Here is a 13,215-nt window from a genome sequence, read left to right as displayed (position 1 = left end):
CCTTACTTGTCGGCTGGTTCTTTTGGCTCTTGGAGTTTCGGCGGGGTGAGCGTCCCACTGCTGCCGCCTACAACCGGCAGCTTTTCGTCAGATTTCAGATTCGGCTTGATGTCGTCGCGGGCGTCTTTGCGGGGGCCCGGAACTTGGGCTTCGGGAGCTTTGCCTTCGCCTTTTGGCGCATCGACTATTGTGCCATCTTCGCGGATGAACTTAACGGATTCCGCGGGCTTCATACCCTGAGCTTTCGCTGTGTCTTCAACGTTCTGCGGGCTCATCCGGTAGGAAAGGTCTTCGGCGAGTCGGTCACGGTCATCCGTCAGCTGGTCGCGTTCGACGGTGAGCTCCTGCACCCGGTACGTGCTGTGGTTGATGAAGATGTTGGTCACCAGGATGAGTGCAAGCCCCACAACGACCGTGGCGATGCAGATGAGGGGAAAAGACGATCGGGCCTCGGCGATTTCCGGTACGACGAGGCGGAGCTTCGGCTTGTTCTGCTCTGTTTGTCTGCGCGGGCTGCTCTGGGGAGCGGCCGTTGTGACTGCGTGGCTCATTGCGGCTTCTCCTTGGTTTTCTGCACTGCCCGCAAGCGCACACTCGCGGCACGGGGGTTGATGCTGATCTCTTCGGCATCGGCCTTTTCTGCTCCCCTTGTGAGGTCTTTCAGCCAGGGCTGCAGATGTTCGGGCACGACGGGCAGTTCCGGCGGCGCGGAGCTGACGGTTCCTGCCCGGAAGATCTTTTTGACGATGGTGTCTTCGAGCGACTGGTAGGACTCGACGACAGCGGTTCCGCCCACGTGCAGCCCATCCAGGGCCTGTGGAAGTGCGGAGCGGAGAATGTCGAGTTCCGCGTTGACTTCGATGCGCAGGGCCTGGAAGGTGCGCTTAGCCGGGTGGGAGCGTTTGCGCTGGCCTTTGGGTTCGGGGATGACCCGCTGGAGCATCTCGGCCAGCTGGTCGGTGGTTTCCCACGGCCTTTCCTGGCGGTCTTCAACGATGACGGATGCGATTTTGGCCGCCCAGCGCTCTTCGCCGTAGTCAGAGATGATTCGGGCCAGCTCCGCCTGTGAATAGGTGTTGAGAACATCTGCCGCGGTCAGGGTGTCTTCTGCGTTCATCCGCATGTCGAGTGCGGTAGCGCGCGAATAGCTGAAGCCGCGATCGTCATCGTCCAGCTGCAGCGAGCTCACGCCCAGATCGAAGAGAACGCCGGCCAGGCGCTCACTGCGCTGCTCGAGAATCGCGCTGAGTTCGTCATCGCACGCGTGCACCGCCGTGAAGCGCTCACCGAATCGTTCGAGCCTCTTGCTGGCAATGGCTATTGCCTCGGGGTCTCTGTCGATGCCCAGAACGCGCACGTCATCGCTTGATTCGAGAATGCCTTCCGAGTGTCCGCCCATGCCGAGCGTCATGTCCGCAACAACGGGGGTCTCCCCCGCAGCGCGGGCAGCGTCAATGCCGACTGTCAGCAGCTGAACGCACCTGTCCAGGAGGACGGGTACGTGCGGGTAGTCGCTCACTGTCCTCCTCCTTCGTGTTCTTCGCGGCTGTTGGACCTAAGACCCCGTCCGGCCGTGCCCTGGCACCGGGGAAGTGTGTCAGGACCCCTCGGCTTTGGAATCGGGGAAGTATTCCAAAACCTTGTCTTCGGTCGGACGGAGTCTTCGGACCAACAATCAGAAGACTCCGGGAATCACCTCGTCGGTGCGGTCGGCGAATCCCTGCTCGGTGTCTGCGAGGTATTCCTCCCACAGAGCCGAATCCCAGATCTCAGCACGGTTTCCCATGCCGATCACTGCGACATCGCGGTCAAGCGATGCGTACCGGCGCAGGATCTGCGGAATGGTGAACCGCCCCTGCTTGTCCGGCTGCTCGGCCGAAGCTCCGGAGAGAAACACGCGGAGGTAGTCCCTGGCGTCCTTGCTCGTCATGGGAGCGGCGCGAAGCTGCTCGTGGACGGTTTCAAACTCCCGGGTCGAGAACAGGGTGAGGCAGCGCTCTTGACCCCGGGTGATGACCAGGCCCCCGGCCAGTTCCTCACGAAACTTTGCGGGCAGGAGAAGACGACCCTTGTCATCGAGCCGCTGAAAGTGCGTGCCCAAGAACATGTCGTCTCACCCCTTTCGAAGCCACTCGACTCCGATGAGCCCCACTATACTCCACTTTCCCCCACCATGTCCTCCCCAGGGAAGAAATACCCGCTTAGAATCTGCATTTCCCCTGGTCACAGAGGTGGTGGAAAGTGGGGTGACCAGACCAAAGGGGCGCGAAAAAGACCACCCAACAGGCACCTCGGGAGAAGAAAACCCACGAAAAACACGCCAAAACACCCCTATGGAGGGCCGCAGGGAGGAAAGTGGGGGCGCGTGGGGAGGAAAGTGGAGTGACCCGGTGGAGGGAAGTGGGGTGAAAAGTGGAGCGGCCTTCGGCTGTGGGGCAGAATGGAGCGCATGACGACACCAGCGCCCGAAGACATTCAGCACTACGGAGAAATCGCCTCGCGGCTGACAACCGCGGTCAGCTCAGTCCTCGACGGCAAGGCCGACACTGTTCGCCTGGCCATCACATCGCTGTTCGCGGGCGGCCACCTGCTGCTGGAAGACGTTCCCGGCGTCGGCAAAACCCTGCTGGCCAAAGCGCTCAGCCGCTCGGTCGGCGGCAGCGTGCGCCGCATCCAGTTCACCCCTGACCTGTTGCCCTCGGATGTTCTGGGCGTCAACCTGTTCAACCAGGAGACCCGCCAGTTCGAGTTCCGCGCCGGCCCGATCTTCTCCAACATCGTCATCGCCGATGAAATCAACCGCGCCTCCCCCAAAACTCAGTCAGCGCTGCTGGAGGCCATGGCCGAATCCCAGGCGACAATCGATGGGACCACGTACCTCATGCCCGACCCGTTCATGGTCGTGGCAACCCAGAACCCCATTGAAATGGAAGGCACCTACGCCCTGCCGGAAGCTCAGCGCGACCGTTTTCTCATGCGCACCTCGGTGGGCTACCCCTCGCTGGCGGACGAAGTCTCGATGCTCGGCTCACACGTGGGCCCCGATCCACTCGACCAGCTTGGAGCCGTGACCACAACAGAAGAGCTCACGGCACTGCGCCAGGCAGTTGCGGCTCTCCCCGCGACCGATGAGCTGCGCACCTACATCGTGGGCCTGGTCGCCGAAACCCGCAGCGATGCCTCGATCCGCATGGGTGTTTCTCCGCGTGGGTCGGTGGCTCTGCTGCGCGCAGCACAGGCCAACGCGGTGCTCGAGGGCCGCGGCTATGTCACACCGCACGACGTGCAGACAATGGCCGTGCCGGTCCTTTCTCACCGCATCATCGCCCAGGACACCGACGCTCCCGATGTTGCCGAGCAGCTGATCGCCGACATCATCAGGAGGGTGCCTGTTTCGGCATGAGGATCAACACCTCCGGCTGGGTTTTCGTCATCCTCGGGGCGGCGCTCATCATCGCCGCCTACCGCTTCGGCTTTCCGGGGCTGCTTCCCGTGGGCATCGTGTTCATCGGGCTTGTCGTGTTCAGTCTGCTGGCAGCACTGCTCACCAGTTCGCAGCTGAGTGCCAAGCTGGTGGCTGATGCGCCGGCCCTGGACGGAACCGCCATCACCAAAGTGGGCGATGAACTGGTCGTCACGGTGCGCGCGGCGAACCGTCTGCCCACTCCCCTGCTTCCCTTTGATCTCACTCTGCACGCGAAGCCGGGCTTCGGACCTGATCAGGATGCGCACTTGGGCTCCCTGCCCGCGCGAGGGTACGCGGACGTGCAGGCTGTTTTCGTGCCCACTCACCGTGGGATGACCGGGATTGAGAAGCTGTCGGCCGCTGTCGCCGGGCCGTTTGGTCTGGCCTCCTCAATGCGGTCGGTTCCCGGTTCACTGGATGTTGCGGCAGCACCGGCCGAGGTGCCTGTCGGCTATCCGCAGTCCCTGTCGGCTCACCTGTCGCGCATCTCGAGTGACCGCGTGTCACGCGGTCGCGGAACACGTGACTACTTCACACGCGAATACGCTCCCGGCGACGATCTGCGCCATATTCACTGGAAGACCACGGCCCGGCTGGGCGAACTGGCGGTCCGCCAGGAAGCAGAAGAGGAACACGCCACCGCGATTGTCGTCCTCGACGGCGGGCTGCCCGCACCTGCGGACGGCGAATCATCGGAGCCCAGCCCGCAGTTTGAAACGCTTGCAGCCGCCGCGGCGGCTGCCGTGCGCGCCTACTTCGCCGCCGGCTATGACATCCGCCTGCTGTGCGGGGAAGACGACGTCCGGGTCGAGGCCCGTTCACTCGATCTTCCGCACGCAGAACTGGCGATTTCCCAGGCTGATGGCCGAAGCGTGCCCGCGGGCGTGCGTCTGCCGCAGAACGTCGAAACAGTCATCGTGTGTGCCGACCGAAGCAGCCTGAGCGTGAACGTTCCGGCCCGCGCCCACGTGTGGGCCGCCGATTTGCTTGAGATCCCCGCCGCTGGAACCGAGCCCGCTGTCCCCAAACGGTGGACGCTGACAGCAGGGAGGGGTCGCTGATGCAGGTGGTCCGCTCCCTCCTCCTGTTTGCCGCGCTGTCGCTGGCCGCATATGCCACGACCGCCATGTTCTCCGGGCTCGAACTGCTTGTGCCGGTCGTTTCGATCATCGGCATCACCCTGCTTGTGGGATGGCTGGCGCGCATGGTCCGCAAGGTGGCCGAATCCGGACTCGCGGTTCTCGTGCAGTTCCTCGCGGCGAGCTTTGCAGTGCTCTTCATCTGCGTGCCCGATTCGCTCATCGCGGGCTTCATACCGGGCCCGTCGTCGATTTCGGCTCTCGTGTCGTCTGTCAGCGCCGGCTTTGAGGATGTCGCGACCAAGCAGATTCCGCTGGAGGCCACCGGCGGCCTCATCACCATCTTCACTCTGGGCTTCGGGTTCCTAGCGCTCATCATCGACGGCCTGGTGTCAGACCTGCGCATATCAAAGGTCCCCGCCTTCCTGCTGCTGACGGTGTGGGCTTTCCCCGTGTACTTCGCCTCGGTGCACACGCAGCCGGTCCACATGGCAGCCATCAGTGCGGCCTTCATCATCGTGCTGCTCACCGAGTACGCCAGCTCTGTCCTCACAGCGCACACCGGAGTGGGCTCGACTGCCGGCCATGAGAAGCACACGGCCGCAAGCCGGCCCGGCGCAGAAGCCCTGCGCCAGCGCGGCACCGTGGTCGGTCGGGCGAAGAACGGCCTGCGCAGGTTCCCCGGAACCGCGCTGCTGGCGGGCGCTTTGGCGCTCCTGCTGGGCATGGGCCTGCCGACCGTCCTGCCGGCAATCACGGCAACACCCCACTACTCCAGTGAGCGCGCTGAGGATCTCACGATCATCAACCCGTTCCTCACCATCCGCAACGACCTGCAGAACCCCTCCACTGACCCCGTCTTCACCTACACGACGACCGACCCGGGTGCCGGAGAGCCCATCCGCCTGACCTCGGTCAGCGAGTTCGACGGCGAAGTGTGGAAACCCGCGGAGTTCCCCCTCAGCCGGTCGCGCACCGCTGACGGCGGTCTGTCCAATGCGCACTCGCAGGCTCCCGCGGGTGTTCAGCAGAGCACTGAGTTTTCGATCGGCGCACTTGACCAGGCGTATCTGCCGGCTCCCTTTGCTCCCACGCAGACTCATGATGCGGGTCCGCAGTGGCTGTACGACCCGGAGACGCTCACGATTGTGGGCAGCGGAGTGACTTCGCGCGGGCTGAACTATTCGGTCGACTACCTGTCCCTGCAGCCGACGGCGAAAGAGCTCGACGACGCCGGAGAGAATGCGGGACGTTCAGCTGACCAGAAGTACACCCAGCTGCCTGACGATGTCCCTGCGGTCATCACCGACACGGCACGCGAACTCACGAAGGACGCGGATTCGCAGTGGGCGAAGGCCGCTGCCATTCAGGCGTATTTCCGCGGCGGAGATTTCACCTATTCACTCGAAGCGCCGACTACGGCATCGAGTTCGGCGCTGGCGGACTTCATGAAGCAGAAGAAGGGCTACTGCGTGCAGTTCTCGGCTGCAATGGCGTCGATGACCCGCTCCCTGGGCATTCCCACGCGAATCGGCGTGGGCTTCACCGCAGGCTCTGAGATCGGCGACGGCGAATATCAGGTGACTCTGGCCGAGGCTCACGCGTGGCCGGAGCTGTACTTCGACGGCATCGGCTGGGTGCGCTTCGAACCGACCCCCGGCGGTCCGGTCGGCGATATTCCCGCCTGGACGACTGCTGGCGGACAGTCAGAAGAACCTGACGATGAGCCGACGGAAGACCCGACTTCTGCAAGCCCCGAACCGACTCCGGAAGAAACCGAAGACGCCGGCAGCGAAGAGGACGACGAATCCGATGACACAGCGGAAGGGCCCGCTGAGGCCGCTGCCCCAATCCCGGCGTGGGTCTGGCTGCTTCTGGCCGCAGCGATCATCATTGCGCTGCTGTTTCTGCCGATGATTGTTCGTGCCGTTCAGCGCCGTCGCCGCCTGCGGGCGGGTGCGGCAGGCCTGTGGGACGAGATCACAGCGACCGCCGCCGATGCGGGGCTCGGCTTGCGCTCGTCAATGACGGCGCCGGCTGCTGCCGCCGCGCTGGCTGAGTACGCGCCTGATAGCGCGGCTGAACTGGCGAGTGCTGCACGGGCGTCGGACGCTCAGCGCTACGGCAACGCGGATGTTCAGCTGAGTGCAGATGACAGCCGCGGCCTGGTGGCGGATGTTCACGACGAGCTGTTCGGCCGTCTGTCCGGTTCGCAGCGAGTGCTGAAGACGCTGCTGCCGGCAAGCGTGTTCGACCGACGCCGATGAAGAAAGCCATAAACGCGTAAGCGGCGGTGGAAAACTCCACCGCCGCTTACGCGTTTATGTTCGTTTCAGCCCTCTTGGCGCCTGTCCCAGCGATCTTCCATGCGCTCCATGAAGGACGAGCGGCGCTTGGGCGCACCTGATTTGCGGGGCGCTGATCCTGTGCTGGACGAAGAAGCCGCGGCGTTTTCATCCGGGGTCACGGCGTAGTAGCCGCCGAAGACCATGGCTGCGAAGCCGACCACACCGCCGACAGCCGCCAGGGGCATGTTGAAGAAGAAAAGCGAGGCGATTGCGACAGCCAGGCCCACAACGAGAATGACGATGCCCAAAACCAGGCGGCGCGGCGAAAGGCGCAGGCCGGGAGCGTCCTCCGCAGGGCGCGAAATGTTCTGGGCGAAGCTGGGGTCTTCGCTCCGCAGCTGCTGTTCAAGCTGGTCGAGAAGCTGCTGTTCGTGATCTGAAAGAGCCATGGTGTGAACTTCCTGCCCAAAACTTTCTGAAGTCGATACGACTAATGATAGTGCCACATGAGTCTTTGAACTCCATGGGCGGGAGAAAAAGTCCCTACTCCGGGCGCAGGAGTGAGGCGGGAGAGATAGCTCCCTTGCCGAACTTCTTGCGGATTTCGTCGACCGCGATGTCCGATTCGCGTGTTGACCTGCCGCTGCTTTCCAGAGTCTCCTGCCTGCCGACAACCCCGACGGGCTGGAGGTTCGATGCCGCGACTCCCAGCAGCCTGGCCCCTGTGCGCTTGGCCGCGGCCGTCTCCAGAGGTCCGAGGAGAGCCTCGTACACCTCGCCCGTGACATCTGTCGGAGCCGGCAGGGTGACCGACCGGGTGATGGTGGTGAAGTCGGGTGACCGGAACTTCAGAGTGACAGTGCCGGCGGCGAGCCCCTCGGCCCGCACTCGGGCGGTCACTTTGTCAGCCAGACGAAGAAGTTCGGTGCGCAGGAGCTCCAGCTGGTAGATGTCGTCGTCGAATGTGCTCTCCGCACTGATCGAATGGTCTTTTGCCCTGTCGTGCACAGTCCGGTGATCGCGCCCCTGCGCGTAGCCGACGAGTGCCGGCCCGGCCGAACCGAGGGTCTTCGCTGCCCACGCCGGTGTTTGGCGGGCCAAATCGCCGATTGTGCGGATGCCGTAGCGCGACAGGGTTTCGTGCGTGGCTCGGCCAACCCCCGGCAGCGCTGTGACGGGCATCGACTCCATGAACTGAGCTTCTTTCCCCACCGGCACCACCAGCTGGCCGTTGGGTTTGGCCCTGGCTGACGCGATCTTGGCAACGACCATCGCTTTGGACAGCCCAATGGAGGACGGCAGACCCATCCTTTCGGCAATCGTCTGCCGCAGGTGCAGGGCGATGCGCGCGGGACTGCCGAGCCTGCGCACCGCACCGGACACATCGATGTAGCCCTCATCGACGCTGACACGGCTGAAGTCCGGGGTGACGTCGCTGACAACAGCAAAAACACGGTCTGAATACTCGGAGTAGACGCCCTTCGTCGGTGGCACGACAACCGCGTTCGGGCACAGCGCCAGGGCACGGCCGATCGGCATGGCCGAGTGCACTCCGTAGGCCCGGGCCTCATAGCTGGCTGAGGCCACCACTCCCCTCCCGCTGCGACCGCCGACTATGACGGGACGGTCGATGAGCGAAGGGTCGAGGAGGCGTTCAACGGACACGAAGAACGCGTCCATGTCCAGATGGAGAATTGTGCAGCCGGTGTCGTCATCACCCAGGCCCGTCAGATCACCGCCCGTGCGGTCCAGCTGCTTTCTGCTCATGCGTCCCCCTCTGCGCATCGTACACGGACAGAAACCCGGGGAGAGGCCCGTTTCATCCCGCGTCCAACCCAGGCCGCGGCCCGTTTAGGCTTAGGGCATGAGCCTTACAGAACCGTCTGATGTCCGCCGCCAGGTCGATGCCGCTCTGCGCGAGGGCCTGAACAGCACCGCCAGCCGCTTCACAGCGCTGTCGCCGACCGCTGAACACCTGATGCGGCCGATTCTGGACTTCACGGCCTCCGGCAAGCGCATCCGCGCTCTGGCCGCCTGGTGGGGCTTTGAGATTGCCGGCGGCAGCGCTGAGACCTACCCCGGCATCGCAAATGCCGCCGCGGCTGTCGAACTTCTGCACGCCGCAGCTCTCATTCACGACGACGTGATTGATGCATCCGACACCCGCCGGGGTGCTCCGTCGGTGCACCGGCAGTTCGAAGCCCTGCACAGGAACGACGGCTTTGCCGGCGACAGCGAACACTTCGGAATCGCCACGGCAATTGTCGCCGGCGACCTCTGCTTGGCCCTGTCAGAAGAGTTCTGGTCGATGACCGGCCTGCCGGATGCGACGTCACCGGCTGCACTGGAGGCGCGCAACGACCTGCGCCGGGATGTCATGTTCGGACAGTTCCTCGACATCTACGTACAGGACGCCCCCGTTCCGGCCGCCGACGTCACGGACCGCGCCTGGGAAGTCCTCACCTACAAAACCGCAAAGTATTCCGTCGAACAGCCCTTTGCCGTCGGCGCATCGATTGCCGGAGCAGATGAGGCGGTCATTGACGCGCTGCGTGCTTTCGCCCTGCCCCTGGGTCGGGCCTTTCAGCTGCGCGATGACGAACTCGGCGTTTTCGGCGACCCGGAGGTCACCGGCAAGCCCGCGGGCGATGACCTGCGTCAGGGCAAGAAGACCGTGTTGGTGGGCTACACCCTCGAGGCTCTGCCGGAGGGTGAGCGCGATTGGTTTGTCAGCACCCTGGCGGCTGAGCGCAAAACCGCTGAGGACATCGCGCGCATGACCGACCTGATCCGCTCTTCCGGTGCGCTTGAGCGCATGGAGCAGCTCATTGCGCGGGAAGTTGCCGATTCCGAGGCGGCACTCGACAGGCTCAGTGAACTCGGTCTGGACGCCGAAGGACACAAGGTGCTGCGCGGCTACGCGCAGTCCCTCACCGTTCGCTCAAGCTGAGGGTCCGGAATCCCGGGCCGACTCAGATGGCCAGCGCCTGAGCGCGCCGGCGGATCTCAGATTTTTCGCCGCGGCGCAGGAAGTCAATGGCCCGCCCGGGCAGGGTGTCGTCTTCTTCGTACAGCCAGGCGATCGCCTCGTCGTCCGAGAATCCGGCGTCGGACAGCAGAACAAGAGTTCCGCGCAGAGCAGGCACGGGCTGGCCGTCTTTTATGAAGAGCGCCGGAATCCGCATGGTGGGCGGAGTTCCGGATTTCAGGCCCAGAAGAATACGGTCCTCGATCTTGCGGTGGACTTTTGTCACCGGCACGTCGAGAAGCTCAGCAGCTTCTGCTGCGGTCACCCATTCGTCAACGATCTCTTCAGCTTTTTTCACACTTCAAGCCTACGGCACGACCACTGTCTGAGGCGTGACGGCCGAACGGTCGGATGATCCGACACGCCGCCGGGCCTGGCTGTGCCCGCCAACCGGTGCACCTAACCTGGGGGCATACCAACTTCCCCACAGAAAGCGTCCCATGCAGCGAGACACCAGGCGCGACCCTACAGGTGCGCCCGCGCCGGGTTTCACCTCGGGAACCATCACTGAGGCCGTACCCGTCACCCACGGCGGTCGCACCTACCGTGTGCGCACGGGCGACACCGTCATCAGCGTGGCAAAAAAGCACGGCGTTTCGGCTCCCGCTCTCATCGAACTGAACGATCTGCGCGGACGCACCTCACTGACACCCGGACAGATCCTCTCCCTGCCCGAAAAGAACGTCCCACCGCCGCCTGCCGGCCACACCGTCAAACCCGGCGACACCCTCGAATCCATCGCCCGCCAACACGGCACCTCGACCGCGGCACTGCAGCGGGCCAACGCAATGGGAACCTCCGTTCTCATTACCGTTGGAGAAGTCCTCGCCCTGTCCGGTTCCGGTGCCACGAGCGCCCGCGTCAAACCCACCCTGCCGGAAAAGCTGCCGAACATTCCCCACTCCGTCGATGGACGGGAATACCCGGAGGACGTGCTGATGGCGGCCCGGCTGAATAAGGCCCAGCTCATGCGCCGTCCTTCTCCGTCACGCGCCTGGGTGCGCAAAACGATCCTTCGCCTGGCCGGTGAAATCGGTGTTGACGGACCACTGGCACTGGCCGTTGCAACCCAAGAATCCGGGCTGAACCACCGGCTGGTCTCCCCGGTCAACGGCATCGGCATCATGCAGCTGACACCGCGGGCAGGCCAGTGGGCCTCATCGCTCATCGGCCGTCGTCTGGACATCCTCGACCCTGAAAACAACATCGTCGCAGGGCTTGCGATCCTGCGCAGGCTCTTGGCGACAACCGACAACCGCTCGGCCGCCGTCGCCGCCTACTACCAGGGTGCCGCCAGCATTGAGCAGACGGGAATGGCGCCGGACACGCGTTCGTTCGTGCGCACCGTCGACATCCTCACCGAACGCTACAGCCACGATTCGGAGGTGCCGCATGGCACAGATCCGTGATCAGCTGATCGGCGTCGTCCTCGACGGCCGCTACCGCATCGAATCCGTTGTCGCCCGCGGCGGCATGGCCATGGTGTACCGCGGAACCGACCTGCGGCTTGACCGTGAGATCGCGGTCAAGGTCATGCACGCGCACCTGGCGAGCGACCCCTCGTTTGTTGAGCGCTTCGAACGCGAGGCGATGAACGCCGCCCGGCTGTCCCACCCCAACCTCATCGCGGTAAACGATCAGTCCCGCGATGGGGACGTCGTGTATCTGGTCATGGAGTACCTCGAGTCGGTCACTCTGCGCAAGGAACTGAAGTTCCGCGGCCGTTTCACACCCCGCCAGGCCATCAGCGTCGTCGACGCGATCCTCGCCGCACTCGAAGCTGTTCACGAAGCCGGGATGATCCACCGCGACCTCAAACCCGACAACGTGCTTCTGGGCACCGACGGGCAGATCAAGCTCGCTGACTTCGGACTCGCCCGCGCTGTGACGAGCGAAACCACGACGAAAACGCTCATCGGCACTGTCGGCTATGTCGCACCGGAACTCGTCACGCGCAGCGGCGCTGATGAGCGCACAGACCTCTACACGCTGGGCATCATGTTCTACGAGATGCTCACCGGTTCCCAGCCGTACACGGACGACGTCCCGATTCAGGTGGCCTACCGTCACGTGCACGACCGTGTGACAGCACCGTCGAAGGCAGTTCCCGGTCTCAGCCCCCAGCTGGATGCTCTTGTCCTGTGGGCGACGAGCCCCAAGCCGGACGACCGCCCGGAAAGCGCCACTGCAATGCGCCAGGCTCTTGGCGAGGCGCGGTTGGCAATGACGGATGAGCAGCTGGACTTCGGCGGCACATCGGATGCGGCGGATCCCACCGAACCGGCGCTCACAGCAACCGCCGACATTGACGAGCAGATCGGTCTCGAAGCACCCGAACCGGTCCCCGGCACGGGTGAGATTCCCAAGCTCTCCACTGACGAAACGCCTGCCGAAGTCGATTCGACCAGCGAGATCCCCGGCACGCTGACCGCCGCCGCGGTTTCGGCTGACGGCACTCCCCCGGTCGACCTTCCACCCATACAGGACGAACCGACTGCCGTGGGAGAACTCGAATCTGACGATGAGCCGCGCGACTCACGCCGCCGCCGTCCTGTCTTCGTTGGGCTGGTTGCGGCTGTCGCTGCTGTTGGCCTGGCGGGCACGTTCGGCATTGCAAAAGCCTCCGGTGTGATCGGGGGCGAAACCGAGCAGGAAGTCGTCATGGCTGCGGTTCCCCAGATCGAGGCAGGCACTGCCGAGGCTGAGGCTCGGCAGATTCTGGAGCAGGCCGGCTTCGCTGTCAGCACCGAGACCCGCAAGCACGCCGACATCGCCAAGGGCACCGTCATTGAGACGCGCCCCGCCGCGGGTGAACAGCTGCAGGAAGGATCATCGGTCACTCTTGTCACCTCGGATGGTCCTGAAATGGTCGCAGTTCCCACACTCGTCGGAAAAACAGAGGACGAAGCGACAAAGGCTCTGGAAGACGCCGGCCTGAAAAAGGGCAAGGTCTCGACCGTCGAAGGGCAGGGCAAGAAGGGCCGCGTCGTCTCCCAAAGCACCCAGGCCGAAGCCCAAGCCGAGAAGGGCAGCGCGGTCGACATAACGGTGTCCAGCGGACCCAAGACGATCGCCATCCCGGACTTGCGAGGGCAGGACTACGAAGCCTCGTATAAGCGTCTGCTGGGCATGGGCTTCCGGGTTGCGCGCGATGACGTCTACAGCGAATACACGCCCAAGGGCAAGGTTGTGGCCATGTACCCCGGCCCCGGCAAGAAGAGGACTGCGGATACCCTGGTGATCCTCAAAGTCTCCAAGGGCAAGGAGCCACCGAAGGACGACAAGCCGAAGGACGAAAAGAAGAAAGACGACAAGCCGAAAGACTGACGCTCAGTCTGCTGCTCTTCGCGGCTC

General features: G+C 64.0%; 12 protein-coding genes. 6 read left to right on the top strand and 6 right to left on the bottom strand.

The features are described 5' to 3' along the window. Positions 1 to 2: 2 nt before the first annotated feature. The 3 genes from HMPREF3172_RS01230 to mraZ form a co-directional block, all read right to left on the bottom strand. Positions 3 to 551, bottom strand: a complete 549-nt coding sequence (locus HMPREF3172_RS01230) for a cell division protein FtsL (protein WP_019175275.1) — start codon at positions 549 to 551, stop codon at positions 3 to 5. Then, complete coding sequence (rsmH, locus tag HMPREF3172_RS01225; protein ID WP_070514826.1) at positions 548 to 1,519, bottom strand: 16S rRNA (cytosine(1402)-N(4))-methyltransferase RsmH; 972 nt, start codon at positions 1,517 to 1,519, stop codon at positions 548 to 550. The genes HMPREF3172_RS01230 and rsmH overlap by 4 nt, the downstream gene beginning before the upstream one ends. Positions 1,520 to 1,675: 156 nt before the next feature. Beyond that, positions 1,676 to 2,107 (bottom strand): division/cell wall cluster transcriptional repressor MraZ, encoded by a 432-nt coding sequence (gene mraZ, locus HMPREF3172_RS01220; protein WP_019175277.1) that lies wholly within the window; start codon positions 2,105 to 2,107, stop codon positions 1,676 to 1,678. 342 nt (positions 2,108 to 2,449) lie between these two features. On the opposite strand from mraZ, the gene HMPREF3172_RS01215 reads away from it, so the two are divergent. The 3 genes from HMPREF3172_RS01215 to HMPREF3172_RS01205 are packed head-to-tail and all read left to right on the top strand — an operon-like array spanning position 2,450 to position 6,812. Continuing rightward, positions 2,450 to 3,403: an AAA family ATPase gene (locus HMPREF3172_RS01215; protein WP_070514824.1), complete on the top strand. Its 954-nt coding sequence runs from the start codon at positions 2,450 to 2,452 to the stop codon at positions 3,401 to 3,403. Further along, positions 3,400 to 4,527 carry a DUF58 domain-containing protein gene (locus HMPREF3172_RS01210; protein WP_070514822.1) on the top strand — a complete coding sequence of 376 codons (1,128 nt, stop codon included), beginning with the start codon at positions 3,400 to 3,402 and terminating at the stop codon, positions 4,525 to 4,527. The genes HMPREF3172_RS01215 and HMPREF3172_RS01210 overlap by 4 nt, the downstream gene beginning before the upstream one ends. Further along, the gene (locus HMPREF3172_RS01205) at positions 4,527 to 6,812 is read left to right on the top strand and encodes a transglutaminase TgpA family protein (protein WP_070514819.1); all 2,286 of its coding nucleotides are present in this window, start codon (positions 4,527 to 4,529) and stop codon (positions 6,810 to 6,812) included. Before HMPREF3172_RS01210 ends, HMPREF3172_RS01205 begins: the two co-directional genes overlap by 1 nt. 65 nt (positions 6,813 to 6,877) lie before the next feature. Here HMPREF3172_RS01205 and HMPREF3172_RS01200 read toward each other — a convergent pair whose 3' ends face one another. Both HMPREF3172_RS01200 and dinB read right to left on the bottom strand, forming a co-directional pair. Further along, complete coding sequence (locus HMPREF3172_RS01200; RefSeq protein ID WP_070514817.1) at positions 6,878 to 7,282, bottom strand: DUF3040 domain-containing protein; 405 nt, start codon at positions 7,280 to 7,282, stop codon at positions 6,878 to 6,880. Between the two features lie 94 nt (positions 7,283 to 7,376). Continuing rightward, complete coding sequence (gene dinB / locus HMPREF3172_RS01195) at positions 7,377 to 8,600, bottom strand: DNA polymerase IV (protein WP_019175281.1); 1,224 nt, start codon at positions 8,598 to 8,600, stop codon at positions 7,377 to 7,379. Between the two features lie 97 nt (positions 8,601 to 8,697). Here dinB and HMPREF3172_RS01190 point away from each other — a divergent pair, with 97 nt between their 5' ends. Then, a complete protein-coding gene (locus tag HMPREF3172_RS01190) occupies positions 8,698 to 9,783 on the top strand; it encodes a polyprenyl synthetase family protein (protein WP_019175282.1) in 1,086 nt (361 codons plus the stop codon). A gap of 22 nt (positions 9,784 to 9,805) precedes the next feature. Here HMPREF3172_RS01190 and HMPREF3172_RS01185 read toward each other — a convergent pair whose 3' ends face one another. Next, positions 9,806 to 10,159: an Rv2175c family DNA-binding protein gene (locus HMPREF3172_RS01185; RefSeq protein ID WP_019175283.1), complete on the bottom strand. Its 354-nt coding sequence runs from the start codon at positions 10,157 to 10,159 to the stop codon at positions 9,806 to 9,808. Between the two features lie 142 nt (positions 10,160 to 10,301). Here HMPREF3172_RS01185 and HMPREF3172_RS01180 point away from each other — a divergent pair, with 142 nt between their 5' ends. After that, on the top strand, positions 10,302 to 11,270 hold the full coding sequence (locus tag HMPREF3172_RS01180) for a lytic transglycosylase (protein WP_070514816.1): 969 nt from the start codon (positions 10,302 to 10,304) through the stop codon (positions 11,268 to 11,270). Continuing rightward, a complete protein-coding gene (gene pknB, locus HMPREF3172_RS01175) occupies positions 11,254 to 13,188 on the top strand; it encodes a Stk1 family PASTA domain-containing Ser/Thr kinase (RefSeq protein WP_070514815.1) in 1,935 nt (644 codons plus the stop codon). Before HMPREF3172_RS01180 ends, pknB begins: the two co-directional genes overlap by 17 nt. Positions 13,189 to 13,215: the final 27 nt, after the last annotated feature.

It is taken from the genome of Brevibacterium sp. HMSC08F02 (genome assembly GCF_001807555.1).
Lineage (GTDB): Bacteria > Actinomycetota > Actinomycetes > Actinomycetales > Brevibacteriaceae > Brevibacterium > Brevibacterium ravenspurgense.
Note: the sequence above shows the minus strand (reverse complement) of the source record. Positions and strands in the feature narration are given on the sequence as shown.

Excerpts from the sequence above, each read along its gene's own strand:
- HMPREF3172_RS01230 (WP_019175275.1), bottom strand. The coding sequence starts at position 551 with ATGAGCCACGCAGTCACAACGGCCGCTCCCCAGAGCAGCCCGCGCAGA.
- pknB (WP_070514815.1), top strand. The coding sequence starts at position 11,254 with ATGGCACAGATCCGTGATCAGCTGATCGGCGTCGTCCTCGACGGCCGC.
- HMPREF3172_RS01210 (WP_070514822.1), top strand. The coding sequence starts at position 3,400 with ATGAGGATCAACACCTCCGGCTGGGTTTTCGTCATCCTCGGGGCGGCG.
- HMPREF3172_RS01200 (WP_070514817.1), bottom strand. The coding sequence starts at position 7,282 with ATGGCTCTTTCAGATCACGAACAGCAGCTTCTCGACCAGCTTGAACAG.
- HMPREF3172_RS01190 (WP_019175282.1), top strand. The coding sequence starts at position 8,698 with ATGAGCCTTACAGAACCGTCTGATGTCCGCCGCCAGGTCGATGCCGCT.
- dinB (WP_019175281.1), bottom strand. The coding sequence starts at position 8,600 with ATGAGCAGAAAGCAGCTGGACCGCACGGGCGGTGATCTGACGGGCCTG.
- mraZ (WP_019175277.1), bottom strand. The coding sequence starts at position 2,107 with ATGTTCTTGGGCACGCACTTTCAGCGGCTCGATGACAAGGGTCGTCTT.
- HMPREF3172_RS01205 (WP_070514819.1), top strand. The coding sequence starts at position 4,527 with ATGCAGGTGGTCCGCTCCCTCCTCCTGTTTGCCGCGCTGTCGCTGGCC.
- HMPREF3172_RS01215 (WP_070514824.1), top strand. The coding sequence starts at position 2,450 with ATGACGACACCAGCGCCCGAAGACATTCAGCACTACGGAGAAATCGCC.
- HMPREF3172_RS01180 (WP_070514816.1), top strand. The coding sequence starts at position 10,302 with ATGCAGCGAGACACCAGGCGCGACCCTACAGGTGCGCCCGCGCCGGGT.